We start from the raw sequence: 22054 nt of genomic DNA, 5'->3' as shown, positions 1-22054 counted from the left end.
GTTTTTAGGGGCGGACATTGCTGATTTTTCGATACTTAACCGCTGAAGTTTTCAAGTCTCAGGTTGCTGTTTTCTTGACCTTAATGACCATTTTTATCAGCCAAAAATTCGTCGTAATTCTAGGCGATGCATCTGAGGGCAGTATTCCTGCAAAATTAGTGCTTTCTATGGTGGCACTAAAGCTGCCGCAATTAGCCTCGTTGATTCTGCCGCTAAGTATCTTTTTAGGTATTATCCTCGCTTATAGCCGCGTGTATGCTGACAGCGAAATGACGGTTCTTAAAGCCTGTGGCGTCAGTGAATGGTATGTGGTGCGTATTACCCTAATCTCAAGCACCGCTTTGGCGATTTTAGCCGGTGCCATGACCTTGTATTTAGCCCCTTGGGCCAGTGAAAAGGAATACCAGTTAAAGGAGCGGGCACAAGCCGATGCCGGCCTTTCTGCCTTGCGTGCCGGGCGCTTTCAGGAAACAGGGAATGAAAAAGCCGTGGTCTTTATTCATGATATGGACGATGGCGGACGCGTTTTAAATAAGGTGTTTGTGGCGCAGTTGCCTCGTGGTGAAGGCCAGCAACAGTCTCAGGTTGTGTATGCCGAGCAAGGGCAGGTGATCGAACGTGATAACGGCGAACAACAGTTGATCCTGCGTCAGGGGCAGCGCTACGAAACTCAGGCCCGCGCACTGAACATGCAACATACCGAGTTTGATAGCTATCAGGTGCAGATCCGCGAGCAAGCCATTGAACACCAGCGTCGTAAGCTGGAAGCCGTGCCCACCGCCAAGTTGTTAGAGCAAGATAGCAATGAAGCTATCTCGCAGTTTCAATGGCGCTTAGCCATTCCGTTGTCTATTCCGCTATTAACGCTTATCGCCGTGCCTTTGAGCGTGGTGAACCCGCGCCAAGGTAAATTTGCCAAACTAGTGCCGGCGATCAGCCTGTACCTAGGGTATTTTATTTTATTGAATGCCGCTAAGTTTGCCTTGGAAGATGGCAAAATTCCGCCTTCGATTGGCCTGTGGTGGGTGCATCTTAGTGCGCTGTTTATTGGTGCATTTCTTATTATCAAAGGGCGACCGCTCGGCGTGTGGCTGCGCTCCATCCTAACTAAGCGAGAGGCCGCAGTATGAAAACACTCGATTGGTATTTAGGGCGCAGCATTATGCAAACCACGGGGTTCGCCCTATTGGTTCTGGTGGGGATCAGTACCCTCATTAAGTTTATTGAGCAGCTTAAATCAGTGGGGCGTGGCAGCTACGACATTATGGATGCGCTGTTATATACCTTGTATACGGTGCCTGGCGATGTAGTGGTCTTTTTCCCTATGGCGGCGTTGATAGGCGGACTCACCGGGCTCGGTGCTTTGGCTTCAAACAGCGAGTTGGTCGTGATGCAGGCGGCGGGCATGTCACGCTTGCAGGTCATTGCCTCGGTGATGAAAACGGCGGTGGTATTAGCCTTATTGATGATGGCCATGGCCGAGTGGGGTGTACCCAAGGCCGAGCAAACCGCCAAACAACTGCGTTCGCATGCTATATACGGCGGCGATGTATACAGCGCCAAGCAAGGCGTGTGGGCCAAAGATGGTGATGTTTTCGTCAATATTGAGGATGTTGACCAACAAGGGCAACTCAATGGCGTGCGTATGTATCACTTTGATAAAGACTTAGAGCTGGAAAAGATCACCTTTGCTGATCGAGCGCTTTATCGCGAAGGTGGCTGGATGCTGCGTAAAGTCAAAGAATTACATGTTGATGCGGCACAAATTAGAGAAAGCTTCGCCGAAGAACAATTTTACGACTCACAGCTCACCGCTGAAAAATTAGGAGTGGTGTCGGTGAAGCCCGAAACCTTGTCATTCAAAGGGCTGTGGTCTTACTTGCAGTATTTGCAGCACAACGACCAAGACACCACCGCTTACGAGTTGGCATTGTGGCGCAAGATTATGCAGCCCGTGTCTTTGGCAGTGATGCTGCTTGTGGCGCTGTCATTTATTTTTGGGCCGCTGCGCACCGTAACCATGGGTGCGCGTATTGTGATGGGGGTGGTCACAGGTATTGCTTTCCACCTGACCGACCGTATCTTCGGCCCTATTGTGACGGTGTATCAGATCCCCGCATTCGTGGGTGCGGTGCTACCGAGCATGTTGTTTATTATCTTCTCAAGCTATCTACTGAAGCGGCGCAATTAAACGCCGCTTGCTGTGCTTAATCTAGAGCTTGGTAAATTCTCTTGTTGTCTTCTTTGCTTAAGGTAACCACTTCACAGCCCGATAAGTAGTCCTGCAGGGCGCGTTTGTTTTTTATATCAACCAAGACCAAGATATTGCCTAAGCCAAGTAACGCGCACAGGCTGCGCCATGCGCTTTGCCAAAAGCCTGGAAGGCTGCCATCGAGCCGGCGCACTTGCATACGCCATGCACGCATACCGATTGTTTGCCCACTCTTACTCCAGAAGTAGCCAAAAAAGCTTAGGCTTACTAAGACTAAAAGCACATCACGGAGCACATAGAGAAGGGTATTTTGTTGAATCAACGCCGCCACATCTTCCGCCTCACCTAAGCTCAACCAACCTAGCGAGATAGCGCCTTGTACAACAAGTAAGTACACCACCGTGGTCAGCATGGCAAATGCGATAACCACAAGGCCATCATAAATTAATGAGGCGATACGTCGGGCAAACCCAGTGCGTGCATAATCAGCAGACATGACAACATTCCTAAGCGATAAAATCGGCGACAGTGTAGCAAACCCCCTGCACAAAGGCGACGCTCTTAGTGCTCGCTCGACAAGGTGGTCAGACCTGCTATAGTCAGTGACATAACTCCACTGCCGCACTGTGAGAAAAATAAATGAATAACAACAGCCTAGCAGATACACACTCGGTATTTAATCAACCCAAGCCGTTAGCGAATTACAATGCCTTTAGCGCCGATAAGGTGCTGCAATACTGGTTAACGCGGTTCGGTGGCAGTTGGGGCGCGCCCATGCTTTGCAACTTTGGCGAAGGCATAGGTGGGCCACTATTAGAGGCCGGCTTCCTTGCTAATAAGCACCTTCCCGAATTTGTTAGTCATAGCCGTTTTGGTGAGCGCATTGATCAAGTCGATTATCACCCCGCTTATCATCAACTGATGCGCCATGCAGTGCAAAGTGGTCACTGTGCGCTACCTTGGTTGGAAAGTAAAAGCGGGGCGCATGTGGTGCGCGGGGCGCTGGCTTTTTTACACAGCCACGCCGACCCAGGCTCGGGCTGCCCGTTAACCATGACTTTCGCCAGCGTTCCAGCAATCGCGGTACAAAAAGAGGTGGCCGATCGATGGCTGCCCAAGATTCTGTCTCGTCACTATGATGAAAGCAATAAGCCTTGGTATGAAAAGCAAGGCGTGACCATAGGGATGGCAATGACCGAAAAACAAGGTGGCAGTGATGTGCGAGCAAACACCACCTATGCCACTCCTGTAGCTGCGGGTGGGCCGGGGCAATTGTATGAGATTGTGGGTCATAAGTGGTTTTGCTCGGCGCCGATGTGCGATGGCTTTTTGGTGTTAGCCCAGGTAGAGCAACAGCTTTCATGCTTTTTAGTTCCCCGTTGGCGCGAGGATGGCAGCAAGAACCCAATGCATATCCAGCGCCTTAAGAATAAGTTAGGGAATCAATCTAACGCCAGCTCCGAGGTGGAATTTCGCGGTGCTCATGGGTGGCTATTGGGTGAGCCCGGGCGCGGCATCGCCACCATCATTCAAATGGTGGCTTTAACGCGCTACGACTGCATGCTGGGCTCTTCGGCACTGATGGCGCAAGCAGCGAAAGAAGCGATTTGGCATACCCATGAACGCCAGGCCTTTGGCAAAGGTCTACACAAGCAACCGCTTATGCGCAACGTATTAGCAGATTTAGCCATTGAGGCCGAGGCTGCTTTGGCTATCTCTATGCGTATCGCTAATGCATTAGATAACCAAGATGATCACCACCATCGAGCGTTAGTACGCAGCGCCACCGCAATCGGCAAGTATTGGATTTGCAAGCGCGCCGTACAACATACCTATGAAGCCATGGAGTGTGTCGGTGGGGTGGGGTATGTAAACGACAATGTGCTCAGCCGTTTGTATAAAGAAGCCCCGGTGAACGCCATTTGGGAGGGCTCGGGCAATGTGCAGTGTTTAGATTTATTGCGGGTGCTGAATAAAGAGCCGGATACGCTAAAGGCCTTACTGCGAGAATTAGAGCAGGCAAAGGGCCAGTATGCGCAGTTCGATGAGCGGTTAGAACAATTGCAGGTCCAGCTTGGTGATAAAGGGGCGATTGAAATACATGCGCGGCAAATCATGGAAAGCTTAGCCCTGCTTTGGCAGGGCGCAACCTTGCTTATTTACGGCGACCCCTTAATTGCCGATGCCTTTGTGCACTCACGTTTAGCACCCCAAAGCCACCATCAATATGGCACACTCAATGAAAATGTTGATATGCAGGCAATTATTAAACGCTTTATGCCTAAGTGCTGAATAAACATCCATGCTCATGCTTGGTTGTTTATTCAGCAGTTGACACATTAATAACATAAAACGCTTGCCGCGCTTTTCATTCTTTGTATAATGCACGGCATAGAGATGAAGGCAGATAAACAAAGCCTTTGCTCTGAAGTGGTTTTTCTTTATCTTCTCGTTGAGAAGGTCAAAGAAAAAAGATGCCAGTGTGATGGAATTGGTAGACATGACGGATTCAAAATCCGTTGCCTTCGGGCGTGGCGGTTCAAGTCCGCCCACTGGTACCACTTTTGATAACCCTAGCCGATTGGCTAGGGTTTTTTTATGCCTGAAATTTGAAAATTACATTGATAACTCCTGTATAAATCTAGCGCATTTCCATTATTAGAGCTTCTTTAACTCCACGTGCTTTGGAAGGCATGTTCGCTATAAGTTTTTAAACCACATTTATCATGTCCATCATAAACCCATAAAGAGTTTAAACAGACAGTATTAGGTAAAAACTAAACGAATGTTTTGGGTACACTTAAAATGAACACTGATGAGCTAACCAGTAGCATTTCACTATCCATTTTCAAAAACTGAAAATGATAATGCGTTGATTGCTAGCGGATTAGCTGAAGCCGTGATTTTCGACCAACATAGAATGTGTCTTGCGAACCAAGATGACCTGGGTGCATCGTTTCAATTTCATCACAAGCCTCATCATCGTTCTTTTTCTTTTCGAGTGCCGCAACCTGAGCATCCGTAAGGATAATGCCTTCTTGGGCGACTTTTGCTTCCAATGCTTTCAGGCGTCTTTTGAAGTTTTCCAAATCGTGACGCAGCCAAATTGAACGAACACCACTGGCAGAAACGAACACGCCTTGTTTGCGCAACTCGTTACTGGTTCTAACCTGACCGTGAGCGGGGTATTCAACCGCGTACTCTGTGACAGCATTTTCAGTTTCTTCATCGACACGGTTCTTTAAGTTTGGCGCTCTGCGTGATTTATCAATCAGCGCATCAATGCCGCCACCTTCGACCAATTCTTGATATCGATAAAACGTGTCTCGCGAAACACCCATTACTTTGCAGGCCTTTGACACATTGCCAAGTTCTTCAGCCAGATTGAGTAATCCAGCTTTGTGTTTAATGATTGGGTTGTTAGTATGAAGCATGAGAGTTACCTCTTTGTTTGTTTTGATTAAAGATTCAGCACCTTTATCGAAACGGGTAACTCTCAACTTTTCAAGAAGCTTTGTCAGATCTGTTCGGAACTAATTCAATTAAAATGGGGGGGACCATTACTGAAGTAAAAAGTCGTTTCATATCGGCTACACCGCCCATTTTTTAAATACTAAATTTGTATTAATCAGCATCCCGACATTCTTCGCTAGTTAGCTCAATTTCAATAGTAGTATGTGATAACTCAAACTCTTGCAGCGCGTTGGATACATTTTCTTTAAGTTCGAGGTATTCAGCTTTCGACTCAAACCGACTAACGACATGAACTGTCGCGACATGGTGCTCACCATCTAGTGACCAGATATGCAGGTGATGCAGGTCGCTCACAGCATCAAGTTCAAGTAGTTTATCAGTTACCTTTTGTAAAAGAGTGTTGTCTGGTGACGCCTGAAAAAATAGCTTCATGGTGCTGATGAGGTTTCGGATAACGTTGAACAGAATGAATAGCGTAAATCCGATGGAAAGAACTGGATCCAGAACGGGCCAATCTTTGAACTGCATAACAATAGCGACAATGAGTACCGCTACCCAACCTAAAACGTCTTCGAGTAAATGCCAGTTCAGAACTTTTTCATTCAACGATTTACCACTATGTAATTTATAAGCGGCGAAGCCATTGACCAGTACGCCAAGAATAGCCAGTGCAATCATGCCTTCTGTTTCTGGCATTTCTGGATTACTCAGCCGTGGCACTGCTTCATAAAGGATCCAGACAGAACCAACGATTAAAACAATGCCGTTTATCAGCGCCCCAAGTAAACTCAGCCGCCGATAGCCATAGGTAAACTCTTTGGTCGCGCTTTTAGTGCCTAGTTTATTCAGAAGCCACGCACTGCCAATTGACAATGTGTCACCTAAGTCATGCACGGCATCCGCCATAATAGCGGTACTGTTTGTTAACCATCCTCCAATGAACTCGATGATAGTGAAGCCAAAGTTAAGGAAAAAAGCCCAGCCAATTTTTTCTGAGCTATGGGAATGTGAGTGCCCCATACATACTCCTGTCGTGCCCCGGTTTTATCCAGGGCATTGTTGTTTTACTGTTTATCCGCTTTCCTGTGCACCAATTGGTATAAGCTTGGGAGCACGAACAGTGTAAGTAAAGTCGATGAGATAATGCCGCCGATAACTACCGTCGCGAGCGGGCGTTGAACTTCAGCACCGGTGCCTGTGTTCAGTGCCATGGGCACAAAGCCAAGACTTGCTACCAGGGCAGTCATCAAAACGGGACGAAGCCTGACTATTGCCCCCTCAATGATAGCGGTGTACAGATCGCCTTTTTCAAACCACAACTGCCTGATAAAGGCGAGCATGACTAAACCATTTAATACGGCAACGCCTGACAATGCGATAAATCCTACACCGGCAGAAATAGACAGCGGCATACCCCGAATCCACAGTGCAAGTACGCCCCCAGTCAGTGCCAGCGGCACACCGGTGAAGATGATTAAAGCATCCTTCACAGAACTAAATGCAAGAATAAGAATGCCGACGATGAGTGCCAGCGTTACCGGTACCACCCAGGACAGCCTCTTACTTGCCGATTCCAACTGTTCGAACGTTCCGCCATATTCCAGCCAGTAGCCATCTTGTAGTTTCAAGTCTTCATTCAACGTAGCCTGCAACTCTGCGACAAAACTACCGAGATCGCGCCCGCGAACGTTGGTTGTAACGACCACGCGGCGTTTGCCATTTTCCCGACTGATTTGTGCTGGCGCGGGTTTGACTTCTAATGTGGCCACCTCCTGTAGAGGCACATATCCATCGGGTGTCGGGACTGGCAGTACCTTTAGTTTTTGAACGTTGCGTCGTAGTTGCTCCGGAAGGCGAATTACCAGTTTAAAGCGCCGATCACCTTCATAGATCAAGCCTGTTTGCTGACCACCAATACTGGTCGAAACCAGAGATTGGATGTCGTCTATATTTAGGCCATAGCGCGCCATCACTTCACGTTTGGGAATGACCGATAGCATAGGCAGACCGTCTACCTGTTCAACGCGGGTATCCGCTGCGCCAGGTAAGCCTTTCGTCAGTGATGCAACTGAATTTGCTGATGCCAGTAATGTATCCAGGTCATCACCAAATACTTTAATCGCAACATCGGCTCTGACACCGGAAATTAACTCGTTAAAGCGCATCTGGATAGGCTGCGTAAACTCGTAGTTATTGCCCGGTATTGCAGTGACTGCTTTCTCAAGCTCTTCAATGAGCTGTGATTTAGGCTTATCCGGGGTGGGCCACTCAGAGCGTGGCTTGAGCATGACAAAGGTGTCGGCGACATTCGGTGGCATAGGGTCTGTGGCTACCTCTGGCGTCCCCACTTTGGCGTATACTTTGTCAACTTCTTCAAAGTCGGTGATGGTTTTTTCGAGGAGCTCCTGCATTTCAACAGACTGCTCTAATCCCGTGCCTGTAATACGTAATGCATGCAGCGCGATATCACCCTCATCAAGCTGTGGTATAAACTCAGAGCCTAATGTAGAGGCAAGCCATGAGCAACCAACAACCAGAGCCAACGCGCCTGTCAAAATAAGCGACTTGAACTTAAGCACCCACTCAAGTGCTGGTCGATAAATGGCTTTCGCGCCGCGGATAATGATGCTCTCCTTTTCGCTGATTTTTCCGCGCATAAATACCGCGATCGCAGCAGGCACAACAGTGAGTGATAACACCATCGCACAAAGCAATGCGATTACCACAGTTGTTGCCATGGGGTGAAACATTTTCCCTTCTACGCCAGAAAGGGTAAATATAGGAAAGTACACTGCGGTGATGATACCCACGCCAAACAAGCTGGGGCGGATAACTTCAATAGTGGCGTCTTTGACTTCCTGCAAGCGTGCCTTAAGCGCCAGTGTGCCACCTTGCTGTTTTTGCGCTTCTGAGAGCCTGCGGATACAGTTCTCCACAATGATGACAGCGCCGTCCACAATCAGACCAAAGTCCAGCGCCCCGAGACTCATCAGGTTGGCAGAGACACCCCGCTGAACCATGCCGGTAATAGTCATCATCATCGCGATTGGGATAACAGCCGCCGTAATGAGGGCGGCACGGATGTTTCCTAACAGTAAAAACAGAATAACGATAACCAGCAGTGCGCCTTCCAGCAGGTTTTTTTGTACCGTCTGGATGGCTTTGTCTACCAGCGTGGTGCGGTTATATACCACCTCAGCCTGAACCCATTGTGGCAATGACGTTTGTATTTGCTGAAATTTATCATTGGTGAATGCTGCAACTTCACGCGAGTTTTCTCCCACCAACATCATCACGGTGCCCATCACGGTTTCTTTGCCGTTTCGGGTTGCTGCCCCTGTGCGCAGCTCTTTGCCCAGTCCCACTTCGGCGACATCTTTGACTAAAACAGGCACGGAACCTTTACGTCCGACAACAACGTTCCTGATATCCTCAATTGCTTTTAACTGGCCCGGTGAGCGAACTAACAATTGTTCGCCATTGTTCTCTATATACCCGGCTCCAGCATTGTCATTGTTGCTTACCAACGCTTTGCGGATATCTGCCATAGTCACACCCATTTCCAGCATCTTCGCTGGATAAGGCATGACGTGATATTGCTTGTCGTACCCCCCAATGGTGTTCACTTCCACCACGCCCTTAACCTGAGCCAGTTGTGGTTTGATTATCCAGTCCTGAACTTCACGAAGTGCCATAGGCGTAACGGGCGAGCCGTCCGGCATTTGGGCGCCGTCTTTCGCTTCCAGCGTGTAAACGAAGATTTCACCCAGTCCTGTTGCAATCGGTCCCATCTCAGGTTCCAGTCCGGGTGGCAGAACGCTTTTCAGCGTTGCCAACCGCTCATCGATAAGGTTCCGCGCAAAGTAAATGTCAGTTCCTTCTTCAAATACCACGGTGATCTGAGAAAGTCCGTAACGTGAAATTGACCGCGTATAGGACAAATTGGGTAGACCATACAACGCAGTTTCAACCGGAAAGGTGATCCGCTGTTCGGCTTCAAGTGGCGAATAACCTGGTGCTTCCGTGTTTATCTGAACCTGAACATTAGTAATGTCCGGCACCGCATCTATCGGTAGCCGCTGATAACTCCATATGCCAATGCCTATGATGACAAGCACCAGGGTTAACAGCAGGTAACGCCGCTCGACTGAGAGGCGAACAATATTATCTATCATTTGTCTCTCCCTATTAGTGCGCGTGCGATGCGCCGGATTTTTGTATATCCGCTTTGATTAAGTAGCTGTTGTCGACAACATACGTTTGTCCGGCGGATAGCCCTGCGACGACTTCGGAAAAGTTGTCGTCCTGCAATCCTAAGATTACAGGTGTTGCCTGATAGGCATTGCCTTCTTTCAGGAACACAACGGGCCTATTGTTCAGGGTTTGAATGGCGCGATTTTCGATTTTTACCGGCACCGTTTTTTGTTGTGAGTCGACAATGCCTGTAACTAAATCGCCGGGAGAGAGCAGACCATCCTTGTTCACCACTTTTACCAGTGCTAGCTGGTAGGGTTGCCCTTCGTGAGAAGGAATAATGCTGGTAATTGTGCTCTCGAGTTGACGACCATTTGCGATAATGTGAACAGATTTACCTTCAGCAATCTGACTGCGCTGAGATGGAAACACCTTTAATTCCGCCCAAAGCACTGAGGTATCAACAATCGTAAAAAGTGGTGTTGTGCGGGTAAGCTCTCCAATATTCAGGTTGCGCGATACCACAATGCCATTGATTGGGGCTTTCACATCGAAAGACTGGAGGCTGTCATTCGACTGCACCTGCGCCATTGTCTCGCCGGCTTTCACGGTCTGCCCAATATCAGTAAAGAGCTGTTCTACAATTCCCGTAAACCGGGCATGAACCTCGGCACGCTGTTGTGGCGGTATAGTCAGCTGACCATAAACCTCGGTGTGCTTTTTTATTTCACCGCCTGTAGCGACGTTTGTGGTTACGCCAGTCTGGCTGGAATACGCATCATCTATTTCAGTTCGGGCTTCGTGCTTTTTCCAATCCCACGAAAAGCTATTTTCACCCAGTAACAGTGTAATATTGGCGACAAATGAGTGCGGCTCAGCGATAAAACTTGTGGATCTGAGCCCATTTTCATAGCTTTCAAAATGGATCTTGTCCTGACGTCCTCCCATCCGATTGAGTGTGACGTTAAGTGCGTCAGGCGGCAGCGGCTGTGAGCTATCAACTCTTTCGGCAAGTAGATATGCTCCCTCTTTCGTATCCTGAATGCGTAATGTCAACGATACGCTGCTATTGGTAAATGTTTTCGATTCAGCCGCATGGGAGTGTTCGCCACTTGCTGCGGCATTGGCATCTGTAAGACACAGTAGTAGTAAGATGATAAAAAATAGTTTATTCATGGGTTGTCCGGAATTTTTTAGTAGATGAAGCCTGACCGGATAGTCCGGTCCACTGCTCAATGAGTGACTGGTTCACTAACGCGCTTTCGCTCAATTCGATGACCTTTGCACGTGCGCGTATCAACGCATCTCTGGATGCAATCCAGTCCTGGTAGCTGTATGCCCCTCGCTGGTAACCTTCGAGCACAAGTGTGGTAGCTGCTTCAAGGTCGGGCAACACGGTATCGTTGATATGCTTTACAGCATCAATGGAGAAATTGAGGTATTGCTGCGCTTTAAACAGTAGTGCTTTTATCTCCAGTATCTGAGTGTCTCTGGCAATTACCGCGGCTTCTTTCTTCGCCAAGGCAGCCCGAGAAGCACCTTGGTTTCTTTGTTCAGCGAAAAGCGGTATGGATACAGCAGCAACAACAGACGTATCCTGAACCGCCTGAGAGCGCCGCACACCAATACGCCATGAGATATCAGCACTGGCATTACTTTCTACCAGCTTTTGTTCAGCCTCTTTCACATTGATAGCTTGGGTGAGTCGTTCCACATTTGCTGATTCAAGAAACTGTTGATAAACAGCTGAATACTGCCGTTTTGCGGGAAGGGTACTGAGTGAACCCGATACTTTATCGATTGTCTCAGCATCTCCCTGCCAAAATAGTACAAGTGACTGTTTGGCAATAACCAGAGCCGTTTCAGCGGATGCTTTGTCGACTTTGGCCTGATTGAGAGCGGCTCTGGCGCGCAGAAATTCCGCTTTATTGGTTGCGCCTTTCTCAACGCGCTGTTTCACAATAGATAAGGCTTCATCAGCGAGAGAAACAGACGTTTGTGCCAATGTCAGCCGTTCTTTTGCTGCGAGTGTTTTTACATAGTGCCGGGTCAGTTCGCTTAACAGTTTGAGCGAAGTAACATAGCGTTCTGACTGTAACAGGGATAAATTGGCATCTGCCAAAGATACCCTTGCATTTCGCTTCCCTCCCATCTCAAAGACAGAGGAAAGTGAAACTGTCAGTTCAGCATCACTAATGCCTGATGCATCTCCTGAACCGAGCAGGTTTTCTGCTTCAACGCCAACGTGATAAGCCGGAGTGAGATTAGCCAGCGTTCTATCTGCCTCTGTAGCAGTGAGCAGCGACTGATATCGCTGTAACTCCGGATGTTGCTGCAACGTCAGGCGTGCCGCTTGTTCGAGCGTTATTGTTTTGCTCATTGCAGTGGTTGATATGAATAGCAACACACTATTCACGACCACAGTGAACACACGCTTGCGCGCATGCGAAAAAAAAGAGTTCATATTGTAAATCCTGGTCAGTAACTAAATAGGTAAAAAATGACTAGGATTTAGGCTCTAGGAGGACGGTCGATACCGGATTGTAAATGAGACGGAGGGAAAGGACGATACGCAGCTAGTGCCATCTCGCCAAATTTTCCTAAATGGCTATCAGTATTTTTGAATAATACGATATGCGTAAAATGCCCGTGACAGGAACAGCAGTGGTCACAGTTGTCTGCGCCAGCTTCGTCTGCAGAATTATTATCTGGCTGACATACACTGGAGTCCTGAACACACAGTTCATGGTGTGACTCTGAAGCGTTTTCGAAGAAGTTATCAAAAGCAAACGCATCTGAGGCAAACAAAAACAACTGTGCAAACAGCATCAGGGCGGTAATCACCACCTTGCTGTTAGCTCTGTTGTTTTGATGCGATTTCATCGCGTTCCTCGTTCTATTGCCTGCATTAACCTATTAGCTTTAGCGCCGGAGATCAAGAGAAGGCGCAAGTCATATTGAATTTTGTGGACTTGTGGACATTACAACAAGCTAGTATGCACAAACAAGTGCGTTCAGTAAACACTGTGGTTGCCAAACTTTTAGTCATACATTTGTGACTTAGCTTTTACTCGCTGGAAACGGTATTCGAACTATTTAAGGATTACTGGGGCACGCATCAGTGCACATAACGCAGATATACACGCATGCAGTAAAACAAAGGCCTCATGAAGTGAGAAGCCCTCTATATTGAGAGCGCAGAGGGTGACTTTTTTATTGTTACCCCATTGGACGGCTCAGTTTACTTAGCGGTTGACTCGCCAATTTTAGTAACCGCTTGATCTTTCAAGCGGTTTGCAAAAATCCCGAACATCTTCATATAAATCCGTGTACCAGTGGTACATGGTTTGGTACACACCAAAAAGATTCCCAACCATCTGAAACCAAATTGCTTTTAGTCTATCCAGATTGTCTTATAGGCTGACTCACTATTATTGTTTTATCGTGTCGATTTCGGGCAGTTAAAAATTATAGAAAACATACTCTCAGCGCCGCAATAAGCACTGCTACACAGTGGTGCACTTAACTCAAATAGGGTGATTAAAGGTGGCAATTCATCCGAACTAAGTTACTCTATTAGCGGGACAAATAATAAAAAAGGAAGCAATAACAATGACTCGGGTGTTTAGTGCGGTGGTATTGGCGACGGTCATTCTCGGTGGCTGTACTAGCGTTCCACAACAGGCGATTACCGCAAATCAGCAAGTCTCGAAAGGCATCGCCGCGATTGGGGATAATGGTTTGGCCATGGTGGATGCGTGGGAGCACTCTGCTTATGCGATGCTTGATGAGCGCTGGCATAAGGTGTATGCCAAAGCAGAGCAAAATTACCGTGGCAAACGACAGCTGGCTGATAATGATAATCTCAACTCACAGCAACGTGAAGATGTGGCTGGTTTGGCGGCCCTTATCCGCACGCAAGTGCGAGGCAGCATTAACGATGAAGCCGATAGGATGCGTCGCACTATTCATGGCAATGTGCAAGCAACCCTTGAAGCGAATGAAAGTATCACCGAGTTACTTATTAGCGCTAATTCGGTATTGAGTTTGCAGCAAAGCGCCATAAAGGAGGTGGGTGATTTGCTGCCGATCCCGCCAACAATTAGCACCTTTATTGATAAATCATTACAAAGCGCAGGCCTTTAATAACAGGATAGAATAATGAGCCTAAACGATTTAAGAGGCGAGTTCGCCGACGATATCGCCCAGATTGCCGCTGATTTAAGCAATTCCTTACCCATGTCGAAGCCACAACTTCGTAGTGCCTTTAGTGATGATGAACTAAAAGAGCTGCATGAGATGATTGCGGCTGTGCATCAGGCCACTTCAGAGCATGATAAGCAGTTGGTATTAGCAGATAATGCTAAAAGTGTGTTGGCGTTGTTAAAAACCCTTGGTGTGGGGGTATAGCCTCCTATTAGAGCGCTCAGTGGCAAAGCTTGGGGCTACCAAGGTACTTTGCCAATGAGCATATCCTTAAACATGACCCAGTCGCCAATCAAGCTGTAAACTGGATGGCGAAAGGTAGCAGGGCGATTTTTCTCGAAAAAGAAATGACCCACCCATGCAAAGCCGTAACCGGCCACAGGCATCGCCCACAACCAAATGTAGCTGCCGCTGAACACAGCAAAGCCTAATATCGCCAGCACCACTAAACTGCCGATAAAATGTAAACGTCGGCACACAGGGTTTTCGTGCTCTTGTAAGTAATAAGGGTAAAACGTTTTAAAGCTATTAAAGTTCTTTTTATCAATTGCTTGGGGCATATTCTTCTCCAATGCGGCTATGACTTTAGCCTAGCTTTATTTTTGCATTAAGGACAACAGTTCTTTCCTTAGTTGTTTTAGTTATATCTGATAACGACCCTAAATTGCCCCCGGGATGGCGTGATAGTGGGCAGATCCGTTACACTTAGTCTATTACAAGTCCGTTGTTCGTAAGTTGGTGGATATGCCCATGCGTCATGAAATCTGGCAGCAGCTCAGAGAAGAAGCAAATCAAGTTGTAACTAAAGAGCCATTATTGGCCTCGCACGTATACTCGTGTGTGCTTAATCATGAATGCCTTGGCTCGGCGCTAAGCTTTATCGTGGCCAACAAACTCGCCGATGCGGTGGTGTCAGCGTTTACCATTCGCGAGCTATTTGACCAAGCGTTTGTGGACTGCGATACCATGCTGACTCATGTAGCAAACGATATTAAAGCCGTTCGCGATCGTGACCCGGCGGTGGATACTTATTTAACGGTGATCTTAAACCTTAAAGGCTTTCACGCCATTCAAGCGCACAGGTTGGCTCATTGCTTGTGGCGTCAAGGGCGCATTGAGCTGGCTCGTTTTATACAAAGCCGCTGCTCAGAGGTGTTTGGTGTTGACATTCACCCCGCGTGCCGTGTTGGTCACGGCATCATGTTTGACCATGCGACAGGCATTGTTATTGGTGAGACAGCGGTGATTGAAGACAATGTGTCTATTTTGCAGTCGGTCACTTTAGGCGGTACAGGTAACGAGTCTGGCGATCGCCACCCTAAAATTCGTGCCGGGGTGCTGATTGGTGCCGGGGCGAAAGTTCTGGGCAATATTGAAGTGGGTGAGGGTGCGCGTATTGGTGCCGGCTCGGTAGTATTGAGCTCAGTGCCGCCGCATATGACCGCCGTTGGCGTTCCCGCTAAATTGGTGGGCAAACCGGACTGTCCTTGTCCAGCGGAAAGCATGAATCAAAACTTTTTAGATGACGAACAAGAGAATCAATCGCATACTAGTGCCATGTTGTAGTGGCACTAGAGTGAAAAGGGATGAATAAACAACTTGTTATAACTGCACTGGGGGCATTCTCGTTGGGCTTCGGAGGCGGTTATATAGTGTTCTTCGAGCCATCACCCGTGCCAGCAACGCAGCCCGCACCATCAAGTGATGCTCAACTTGTAACTCATCCCCCTCAGCTCGCGGCGCTGCCTGAATCACCTCAAATAGCAGTAAAAAAACAGCAGCTGCCACCCGCTACCGATACGCTAGAGGTCGCCCCCGAACAACCCCAAGGTGCCGCTAACAGTACCAGCGACATTGATACTTTACGCCGCGAATTGGCGGCCGCTAAGCAAACCATTGCTACCTACAAGCATATTCTAGACGCGCCCAGTGACATGGAGGCCGAACTTAAAGAGCGATTTACCAATCAAGAGCGGGACGAAGCTTGGGCCTATGAAGTTGAGACCAAAGTGAGTGACTTTGTTTACAGCCAAGGGTTGGCGTACAAGATTAAACTCGATACCGCCCAATGTAAGCAAACGGTTTGTCGCCTGCAGTTCTCAGCCCAAGAAGACGTAGAACTCGACCCGCGTGACGATTGGCACAATATTCAAAATACTCTTATGGAACAGCCGTGGTGGCAGCAGTTTCACCGCACCAATTCGCGCAGCTCTGAAGCGGGTCTTAATCTTTGGGTTGAACGCCTACCACCGTCGTCGTAACCTCACCATCGGCCACGCGCGTATGCAGTGTTTGGCCCGGTTGTACTTGCTGTACTGACTTAATAATTCCCGAGTCGGCGCGCGTAATGCTGTAGCCGCGCCCAAGTACGGCCAAAGGGCTGATGCTATCAAGGCGAGTAGCGAGGTGGCTCAGTTCGCTTTGGGCGCGATAGAGTTGTTCTTTTTGGCTTGCCACTAGACGGCTCGATAGTTGCTGCAATTGATATTTGGCGCTGGCTACCCGTTGTGCTGGGTTGGCGCGTTGCAAACGCATACTAAGCTCGCCAAGGTGCTGTTGCTGGTGGTTAAAACGCTGCTCCATGGCGCGGTGTAGACGCATTTGCAACTCATCTAAACGCTGCTGCTGTTGCATCAACTGATTAGCTGGATGCTGGTGTGATAAACGGCTTTGTAGTTGCTGCAATTGCTGTTGATAGGCCGCTAAGCGGTGTCGCCATGCGCTGTGTAGCTGCTGCTTTTTATGCGCTAAAAACTGCTTAATTTGTTCGCTATCGGGACTCACTAACTCGGCCGCCGCCGAGGGGGTCGCCGCACGTATATCAGCAACAAAATCGCTGATAGTGGTGTCTATTTCATGACCCACGGCACTGATCACAGGTAATTCACTGGCAAAAATAGCGCGAGCCAATTGCTCGTGATTAAAGCACCACAAGTCTTCTAAGCTGCCGCCACCGCGTCCGACAATTAATACATCAACCTCTTTGCGGGCATTGGCTAGAGCAATTTTATCGATGATCCCTTGATGGGCACTATCACCTTGCACTTGGCAAGGGTAAATAACCACTTCAAGCTGCGGTGCGCGGCGCTTTAATACGGTTAAAATATCCTTTATAGCGGCCCCAGTGCTGGACGTGACAACACCTACTTTATTGATGCTGCTAGGCAATGGCTTTTTGTAACTAGAGTTAAATAGCCCTTCACTAGCCAAGCGCATTTTTAAGGCTTCGAACTGTTGTTTAAGCAGCCCCTCGCCAGCGGCTTCCATGCGCTCGACGATGACTTGGTAGTCACCGCGCGGTTCATACAATGAGACTCGTGCATGTACTTGCACTTGGTCGCCATTCTTTGGGCGAATTTGTGCATAGCGGTTGTTGCCGCGCCACATCGCTGCGCGTACTTGGGATTTATCGTCTTTTAAGGAGAAGTACCAATGTCCAGAAGCGGGGGCAACAAAGTTAGAAATTTCACCATTGAGTACTATACTGGCAAAGCCACGTTCTAACACGGTTCGGATTTCGCGGTTTAGGCGCGATACGGTGTATACGGCAGCTGGCGTATTAGCGTGGGGTTGTGAATACATAGAACGACCCAAGAGAGCGAAAAAGTTGTCGCCACTTTATCATAAATAAACGGCGAATTTTATTTACTCGCCCTATTATCGCTGATAAAATGCCGCCGCAACTCCATCCAATCACCAATTCGTGAGAAGTTGCCAATGCTTAGGATCGCTAAAGAAGCTCTTACCTTTGACGACGTACTTTTAGTACCTGGTCATTCTACTGTTCTACCGCACACAGCGGACCTTACCACTCGCCTTACTCGCGGCATTAAGCTGAACCTCCCGCTTGTTTCTGCATCTATGGATACAGTGACTGAAGCGCGTTTAGCCATTGCTCTAGCGCAAGAAGGTGGACTGGGCTTTATTCACAAAAACATGACCATCGCCGAACAGGCGGCCAATGTACGTAAAGTAAAAACGTACGAGGCAGGGGTTGTGTCGCAACCTGTGACCGTACCAGCGGACCTGACTATCGCTGATGCACAAGCACTGGCGATTGAGAAAGGCTTCTCTGGTTTCCCGGTGACCGACAAAGACAATAACCTTCAGGGTATTGTTACCAGCCGTGATATGCGTTTTGAAACTCAGCTGAGTAAGCCTGTTTCTAGCGTGATGACCAAAAAAGAAGACCTTGTTACGGTAAGCGAAAATGCTGATCGTGACCAGATCCTCGGGCTGATGCACGAGCACCGCATTGAGAAAATCCTAGTTGTTGATGACGCTTTTAAACTGAAAGGCATGATCACAGTGAAGGATTACCAAAAAGCCATGGACAAACCAAACGCCTGTAAAGATGAGCAAGGTCGCTTACGCGTCGGTGCTGCGGTGGGTGTGGGTGCTGGTACTGACGAGCGCATCGCTGCACTGGTTGAAGCCGGTGTTGATGTGCTACTCATCGATACCTCACATGGCCACTCGCAAGGGGTTATTGACCGTGTCAAAGAAACGCGTGCAGCTTACCCAGATTTACAAATCGTTGCTGGTAACGTAGCGACAGCTGAAGGCGCTATTGCCCTTGCTGATGCTGGCGTGGATGCCGTGAAAGTGGGCATCGGCCCAGGCTCTATCTGTACTACGCGTATCGTGACTGGTTGTGGCGTACCCCAAATTACCGCTATTTCAGATGCTGTTGAGGGCCTTAAAGGACGTGATATTCCTGTTATTGCCGATGGGGGGATTCGCTTCTCAGGCGATATTGCTAAAGCGCTGGTTGCCGGTGCATCGTGCGTCATGGTGGGGTCAATGCTTGCCGGTACTGAAGAGTCGCCAGGCGAGGTTGAGCTATATCAAGGACGCTACTATAAATCTTACCGTGGCATGGGCTCATTAGGTGCGATGGACCAAAAAGAAGGGTCGTCAGATCGCTATTTCCAAACTTCGAAAGAAGCCGAGAAATTGGTACCAGAAGGCATCGAAGGCCGCGTGGCTTACAAAGGCCCGATTGGCAATATCATCCACCAACAAATGGGGGGTCTGCGCAGCTCCATGGGCCTAACTGGCTCGGCCTCCATTGAAGAGATGAACACTAAGCCACAGTTTGTACGCGTTACCTCGGCCGGTATGGGCGAGTCGCACGTACACGATGTGCAAATTACTAAAGAAGCGCCCAACTACCGCCTAGGCTAGGCGCGAAAACGGTGCACTCAGGGCTAGCAACTGCTAGCCCTGCTTAATTTCGGTTAGCGTAAAGGGCCTGGTTGCACTGGGTCCGCCATCATTTAATTTAGATGAGACAGCAATGAGCAAAGACATCCATGATTCCCGTATATTGATCCTCGACTTTGGTTCGCAGTACACCCAGCTGATCGCCCGCCGCGTGCGTGAAATAGGCGTTTACTGTGAATTATGGGCGTGGGATGTAACGGAAGAGCAAATTCGTGAATTTAACCCGCAAGGCATCATTTTATCTGGTGGCCCTGAATCTACAGTCGAAGAGGGCAGCCCGCGTGCGCCTGACTACGTATTTGAAGCGGGTGTTCCGGTTCTGGGTGTGTGTTATGGCATGCAAACCATGGCGGCGCAGCTTGGCGGTAAAGTACACGGCTCTGATAAGAAAGAATTTGGCTATGCACAAGTGGAAAAAGTAGGTAACTGTGCCTTGTTTGAAGCCATTGAAGATCACCTTGGCGACAACGGTAACGGTCTGCTTGATGTATGGATGAGCCACGGCGATAAAGTAGAAGAAATTCCCCCTCAGTTTGCTACCACAGCGAGAACAGACACGTGCCCCCATGCAGCGATGTCATGGGAAGAAAAACGTTTTTATGGCGTGCAGTTCCACCCAGAAGTGACTCATACACTTCAAGGCCTGCGTCTGTTAGAGCGCTTTGTGGTTGATATCTGTGGTTGTGAAAAGCTTTGGACACCCGCGCAAATCATCGAGGATGCTGTTGAGCGTATTCGTGAAAAAGTCGGTGACGAAGAAGTGATCTTAGGCCTATCCGGTGGGGTAGACTCGTCTGTCGTGGCGATGCTTATTCATAAAGCCATTGGCGATAAACTAACTTGTGTGTTTGTTGACAACGGCCTGTTACGCTTGAACGAAGGCGAGCAGGTGATGGATATGTTCGGCGACCACTTTGGCCTCAATATCATCAAAATAGATGCCGAAGAGCGCTTTTTGAAAGCCTTAGAAGGGATTGATGAGCCAGAAGCTAAACGTAAAGCCATTGGTTACACCTTTGTTGATGTATTCAATGAAGAAGCGGGCAAACGTGTGAATGCGCAGTGGTTGGCGCAAGGAACTATCTACCCAGATGTAATTGAATCAGCCGCCTCGGCGACCGGTAAAGCCCATGTCATCAAGTCACACCACAATGTTGGTGGTTTGCCAGAAGACATGAAGCTGGGCCTTGTTGAGCCGCTGCGTGAATTGTTCAAAGACGAAGTACGCAAGATAGGCCTTGAGCTGGGTCTTCCTTATGACATGTTGTATCGCCACCCATTCCCAGGCCCAGGCCTAGGTGTACGGGTACTGGGTGAAATTAAGAAAGAGTATTGCGACTTGCTCCGTCGTGCTGATGCTATTTTCATCGAAGAGCTGCACAAGGCGGAGCTTTATCACAAAGTAAGCCAAGCCTTTACGGTGTTCTTGCCAGTGCGCTCGGTCGGGGTGATGGGCGATGCGCGTAAATATGACTGGGTGGTGAGCCTACGTTGTGTTGAAACCATCGACTTTATGACCGCGCGTTGGTCACACTTACCCTATGAATTCCTTGGTAAGGTGTCTAACCGTATTATTAACGAAATCGATGGTATTTCTCGCGTGGTATATGACATCTCAGGTAAGCCGCCAGCGACTATCGAGTGGGAATAGTGGTTTAGCCTCACGGCGAAAGAACAACCATATTAAACCGGCATGCAAGCAATTGCATGCCGTTTGTTTATTTTAAAAGCAGTTAAACCGGGTAAGCGTGATTTTTTCTTTACCTTTTTAAAAACCTCATTATAATGCGTCGACATTGCAGGGGCGTAGTTCCAATTGGTAGAACAGCGGTCTCCAAAACCGACGGTTGGGAGTTCGAATCTCTCCGCCCCTGCCACTTCTTTCTTTTCTAGCTTTGCGCTACACTGGCTCTCGCCAAAACGACTTAATCATTACTATGCATCCAGATATTGCCGATATACTTGCGATTCAACCTGTGCGTTTACGCAGCAGCGACGCAACCGCGCCCGTTGCGCATGTCAATTCGGCCAATGCAGAGCCACTAAACAACACAGTGGCACAAGATATTTTACGCTGCTTGCCACAAGGCGCTGCCGTTTATATTAGTGATGTATCAAGCCCACAAGTAAAGGGGCTGAGCGTCTACTTGCCCGCAGCAAATCTGGCGGTCGCTCAAAAGCAGGCGTTGTGGCAGCAGTTATCGAATGTGATTGACGAGTATAGCCATGCAAGTGAGTGAGCTGTCGTTGGATCATATCCAGGCGGTATGCGTTATTGAAAATGCCTGTCACAGCCACCCGTGGAGCGAAAAGCTGATACGCTCATGCCTAGGTGGGCGTTATTTTAACGCCGGGCTCTATGATGAGGCTGAGCTGGTGGGCTTTTATATAGCCGAGCAAGCGGGCCCAGATTGCACGCTAATGGACATTTGTATTGCCCCAAATAAGCAAGGGCAGGGGCTCAGTAAAGCGCTAATGAACCATCTTATAAACCAAGCAACAGCGCGCCAATGCGAGGCCATCTTTTTAGAGGTGCGAGCGAGTAATGATGCTGCCACCGGCCTTTATCAGCGCAGTGGCTTTGTGATTAATGGACGACGCAAAAAGTATTACCCAGACGGCGAAGATGCACTATTAATGATGCGCGAGCTAAATGTGGCGCAGTCTTAAGCGCACCCCCTTCAAGCATATATCTCTTGTTATTTTAAGCTACCGGCTTTGAATTTAAGCTAGTGCAACCAG

19 protein-coding genes, 2 tRNA genes and 1 pseudogene are annotated in these 22054 nt (G+C 48.5%); 13 read left to right on the top strand and 9 right to left on the bottom strand.

Translation table 11 applies throughout. The annotated features are described in order from the left end of the window. The first annotated feature begins 17 nt into the window (after window positions 1-17). Together lptF and lptG are read left to right on the top strand one after the other, a co-directional pair. Window positions 18-1130 (top strand): LPS export ABC transporter permease LptF, encoded by a 1113-nt coding sequence (gene lptF, locus EXT46_RS16025; RefSeq protein WP_022946286.1) that lies wholly within the window; start codon window positions 18-20, stop codon window positions 1128-1130. After that, window positions 1127-2191 carry an LPS export ABC transporter permease LptG gene (gene lptG, locus EXT46_RS16020; protein ID WP_022946285.1) on the top strand — a complete coding sequence of 355 codons (1065 nt, stop codon included), beginning with the start codon at window positions 1127-1129 and terminating at the stop codon, window positions 2189-2191. The genes lptF and lptG overlap by 4 nt, the downstream gene beginning before the upstream one ends. Before the next feature lie 16 nt (window positions 2192-2207). Here lptG and EXT46_RS16015 read toward each other — a convergent pair whose 3' ends face one another. Further along, complete coding sequence (locus tag EXT46_RS16015; RefSeq protein ID WP_130148485.1) at window positions 2208-2708, bottom strand: RDD family protein; 501 nt, start codon at window positions 2706-2708, stop codon at window positions 2208-2210. A 143-nt stretch (window positions 2709-2851) separates the two neighbouring features. On the opposite strand from EXT46_RS16015, the gene EXT46_RS16010 reads away from it, so the two are divergent. After that, window positions 2852-4504: an acyl-CoA dehydrogenase family protein gene (locus EXT46_RS16010; protein WP_130148483.1), complete on the top strand. Its 1653-nt coding sequence runs from the start codon at window positions 2852-2854 to the stop codon at window positions 4502-4504. A 184-nt stretch (window positions 4505-4688) separates the two neighbouring features. Next, window positions 4689-4773: transfer RNA gene (locus tag EXT46_RS16005), tRNA-Leu, on the top strand. Window positions 4774-5121: 348 nt separating this feature from the next. Here the strand turns inward: EXT46_RS16005 and EXT46_RS16000 are convergent. The 6 genes and pseudogenes from EXT46_RS16000 to EXT46_RS15975 form a co-directional block, all read right to left on the bottom strand. Further along, a pseudogene (locus EXT46_RS16000) lies at window positions 5122-5646 on the bottom strand (helix-turn-helix domain-containing protein); the annotation flags it as partial. Between the two features lie 190 nt (window positions 5647-5836). Continuing rightward, on the bottom strand, window positions 5837-6706 hold the full coding sequence (locus EXT46_RS15995; protein ID WP_130148481.1) for a cation diffusion facilitator family transporter: 870 nt from the start codon (window positions 6704-6706) through the stop codon (window positions 5837-5839). 44 nt (window positions 6707-6750) lie between these two features. After that, complete coding sequence (locus EXT46_RS15990) at window positions 6751-9861, bottom strand: CusA/CzcA family heavy metal efflux RND transporter (RefSeq protein WP_130148479.1); 3111 nt, start codon at window positions 9859-9861, stop codon at window positions 6751-6753. Window positions 9862-9874: 13 nt separating this feature from the next. After that, entirely contained in the window at window positions 9875-11056 is a 1182-nt protein-coding gene (locus EXT46_RS15985; RefSeq protein WP_130148477.1) for an HlyD family efflux transporter periplasmic adaptor subunit, read from the bottom strand. Beyond that, window positions 11049-12344 carry a TolC family protein gene (locus EXT46_RS15980; RefSeq protein WP_130148475.1) on the bottom strand — a complete coding sequence of 432 codons (1296 nt, stop codon included), beginning with the start codon at window positions 12342-12344 and terminating at the stop codon, window positions 11049-11051. Before EXT46_RS15980 ends, EXT46_RS15985 begins: the two co-directional genes overlap by 8 nt. A gap of 47 nt (window positions 12345-12391) precedes the next feature. Beyond that, window positions 12392-12763: a hypothetical protein gene (locus tag EXT46_RS15975; RefSeq protein WP_130148473.1), complete on the bottom strand. Its 372-nt coding sequence runs from the start codon at window positions 12761-12763 to the stop codon at window positions 12392-12394. Between the two features lie 729 nt (window positions 12764-13492). On the opposite strand from EXT46_RS15975, the gene EXT46_RS15970 reads away from it, so the two are divergent. Next, complete coding sequence (locus EXT46_RS15970; RefSeq protein WP_045979546.1) at window positions 13493-14026, top strand: hypothetical protein; 534 nt, start codon at window positions 13493-13495, stop codon at window positions 14024-14026. Between the two features lie 15 nt (window positions 14027-14041). Beyond that, window positions 14042-14290: a hypothetical protein gene (locus tag EXT46_RS15965; protein ID WP_045979545.1), complete on the top strand. Its 249-nt coding sequence runs from the start codon at window positions 14042-14044 to the stop codon at window positions 14288-14290. A 35-nt stretch (window positions 14291-14325) separates the two neighbouring features. Here the strand turns inward: EXT46_RS15965 and EXT46_RS15960 are convergent, their stop codons facing one another. After that, window positions 14326-14646 (bottom strand): Mpo1-like protein, encoded by a 321-nt coding sequence (locus EXT46_RS15960; RefSeq protein WP_045979544.1) that lies wholly within the window; start codon window positions 14644-14646, stop codon window positions 14326-14328. A 190-nt stretch (window positions 14647-14836) separates the two neighbouring features. Between EXT46_RS15960 and cysE the strand changes: the two genes are divergently transcribed. After that, window positions 14837-15652 carry a serine O-acetyltransferase gene (gene cysE, locus EXT46_RS15955; RefSeq protein ID WP_045979543.1) on the top strand — a complete coding sequence of 272 codons (816 nt, stop codon included), beginning with the start codon at window positions 14837-14839 and terminating at the stop codon, window positions 15650-15652. Between the two features lie 20 nt (window positions 15653-15672). Then, window positions 15673-16347 carry a hypothetical protein gene (locus EXT46_RS15950; protein WP_045979542.1) on the top strand — a complete coding sequence of 225 codons (675 nt, stop codon included), beginning with the start codon at window positions 15673-15675 and terminating at the stop codon, window positions 16345-16347. Here EXT46_RS15950 and xseA read toward each other — a convergent pair. Then, on the bottom strand, window positions 16310-17668 hold the full coding sequence (xseA, locus tag EXT46_RS15945; protein ID WP_045979541.1) for an exodeoxyribonuclease VII large subunit: 1359 nt from the start codon (window positions 17666-17668) through the stop codon (window positions 16310-16312). The genes EXT46_RS15950 and xseA overlap by 38 nt on opposite strands. Window positions 17669-17803: 135 nt before the next feature. Between xseA and guaB the strand changes: the two genes are divergently transcribed. From guaB to rimI, 5 genes are all read left to right on the top strand, one after another. Continuing rightward, entirely contained in the window at window positions 17804-19273 is a 1470-nt protein-coding gene (gene guaB, locus EXT46_RS15940) for an IMP dehydrogenase (RefSeq protein ID WP_022944336.1), read from the top strand. Window positions 19274-19385: 112 nt separating this feature from the next. Further along, window positions 19386-20963: a glutamine-hydrolyzing GMP synthase gene (gene guaA / locus EXT46_RS15935; RefSeq protein WP_022944337.1), complete on the top strand. Its 1578-nt coding sequence runs from the start codon at window positions 19386-19388 to the stop codon at window positions 20961-20963. 149 nt (window positions 20964-21112) lie between these two features. Continuing rightward, window positions 21113-21189 (top strand) — tRNA-Trp (locus tag EXT46_RS15930). 60 nt (window positions 21190-21249) lie between these two features. Continuing rightward, a complete protein-coding gene (locus EXT46_RS15925; protein ID WP_130148471.1) occupies window positions 21250-21552 on the top strand; it encodes a hypothetical protein in 303 nt (100 codons plus the stop codon). Next, window positions 21539-21982: a ribosomal protein S18-alanine N-acetyltransferase gene (gene rimI, locus EXT46_RS15920; RefSeq protein WP_130148469.1), complete on the top strand. Its 444-nt coding sequence runs from the start codon at window positions 21539-21541 to the stop codon at window positions 21980-21982. The genes EXT46_RS15925 and rimI overlap by 14 nt, the downstream gene beginning before the upstream one ends. The last annotated feature ends 72 nt before the right edge of the window (window positions 21983-22054 follow it).

This window comes from Pseudoalteromonas sp. CO325X (assembly GCF_004208955.1).
Taxonomy (GTDB): domain Bacteria; phylum Pseudomonadota; class Gammaproteobacteria; order Enterobacterales; family Alteromonadaceae; genus Pseudoalteromonas; species Pseudoalteromonas ruthenica.
Note: the sequence above shows the minus strand (reverse complement) of the source record. Positions and strands in the feature narration are given on the sequence as shown.

Coding starts and splice junctions, on each gene's coding strand:
- EXT46_RS15960 (WP_045979544.1), bottom strand. CDS start 14,646: ATGCCCCAAGCAATTGATAAAAAGAACTTTAATAGCTTTAAAACGTTT.
- EXT46_RS15970 (WP_045979546.1), top strand. CDS start 13,493: ATGACTCGGGTGTTTAGTGCGGTGGTATTGGCGACGGTCATTCTCGGT.
- cysE (WP_045979543.1), top strand. CDS start 14,837: ATGCGTCATGAAATCTGGCAGCAGCTCAGAGAAGAAGCAAATCAAGTT.
- EXT46_RS15985 (WP_130148477.1), bottom strand. CDS start 11,056: ATGAATAAACTATTTTTTATCATCTTACTACTACTGTGTCTTACAGAT.
- guaB (WP_022944336.1), top strand. CDS start 17,804: ATGCTTAGGATCGCTAAAGAAGCTCTTACCTTTGACGACGTACTTTTA.
- EXT46_RS16010 (WP_130148483.1), top strand. CDS start 2,852: ATGAATAACAACAGCCTAGCAGATACACACTCGGTATTTAATCAACCC.
- guaA (WP_022944337.1), top strand. CDS start 19,386: ATGAGCAAAGACATCCATGATTCCCGTATATTGATCCTCGACTTTGGT.
- xseA (WP_045979541.1), bottom strand. CDS start 17,668: ATGTATTCACAACCCCACGCTAATACGCCAGCTGCCGTATACACCGTA.
- lptG (WP_022946285.1), top strand. CDS start 1,127: ATGAAAACACTCGATTGGTATTTAGGGCGCAGCATTATGCAAACCACG.
- EXT46_RS15975 (WP_130148473.1), bottom strand. CDS start 12,763: ATGAAATCGCATCAAAACAACAGAGCTAACAGCAAGGTGGTGATTACC.
- EXT46_RS15950 (WP_045979542.1), top strand. CDS start 15,673: ATGAATAAACAACTTGTTATAACTGCACTGGGGGCATTCTCGTTGGGC.
- EXT46_RS15990 (WP_130148479.1), bottom strand. CDS start 9,861: ATGATAGATAATATTGTTCGCCTCTCAGTCGAGCGGCGTTACCTGCTG.
- EXT46_RS16015 (WP_130148485.1), bottom strand. CDS start 2,708: ATGTCTGCTGATTATGCACGCACTGGGTTTGCCCGACGTATCGCCTCA.
- EXT46_RS15995 (WP_130148481.1), bottom strand. CDS start 6,706: ATGGGGCACTCACATTCCCATAGCTCAGAAAAAATTGGCTGGGCTTTT.
- rimI (WP_130148469.1), top strand. CDS start 21,539: ATGCAAGTGAGTGAGCTGTCGTTGGATCATATCCAGGCGGTATGCGTT.
- EXT46_RS15965 (WP_045979545.1), top strand. CDS start 14,042: ATGAGCCTAAACGATTTAAGAGGCGAGTTCGCCGACGATATCGCCCAG.
- EXT46_RS15925 (WP_130148471.1), top strand. CDS start 21,250: ATGCATCCAGATATTGCCGATATACTTGCGATTCAACCTGTGCGTTTA.
- EXT46_RS15980 (WP_130148475.1), bottom strand. CDS start 12,344: ATGAACTCTTTTTTTTCGCATGCGCGCAAGCGTGTGTTCACTGTGGTC.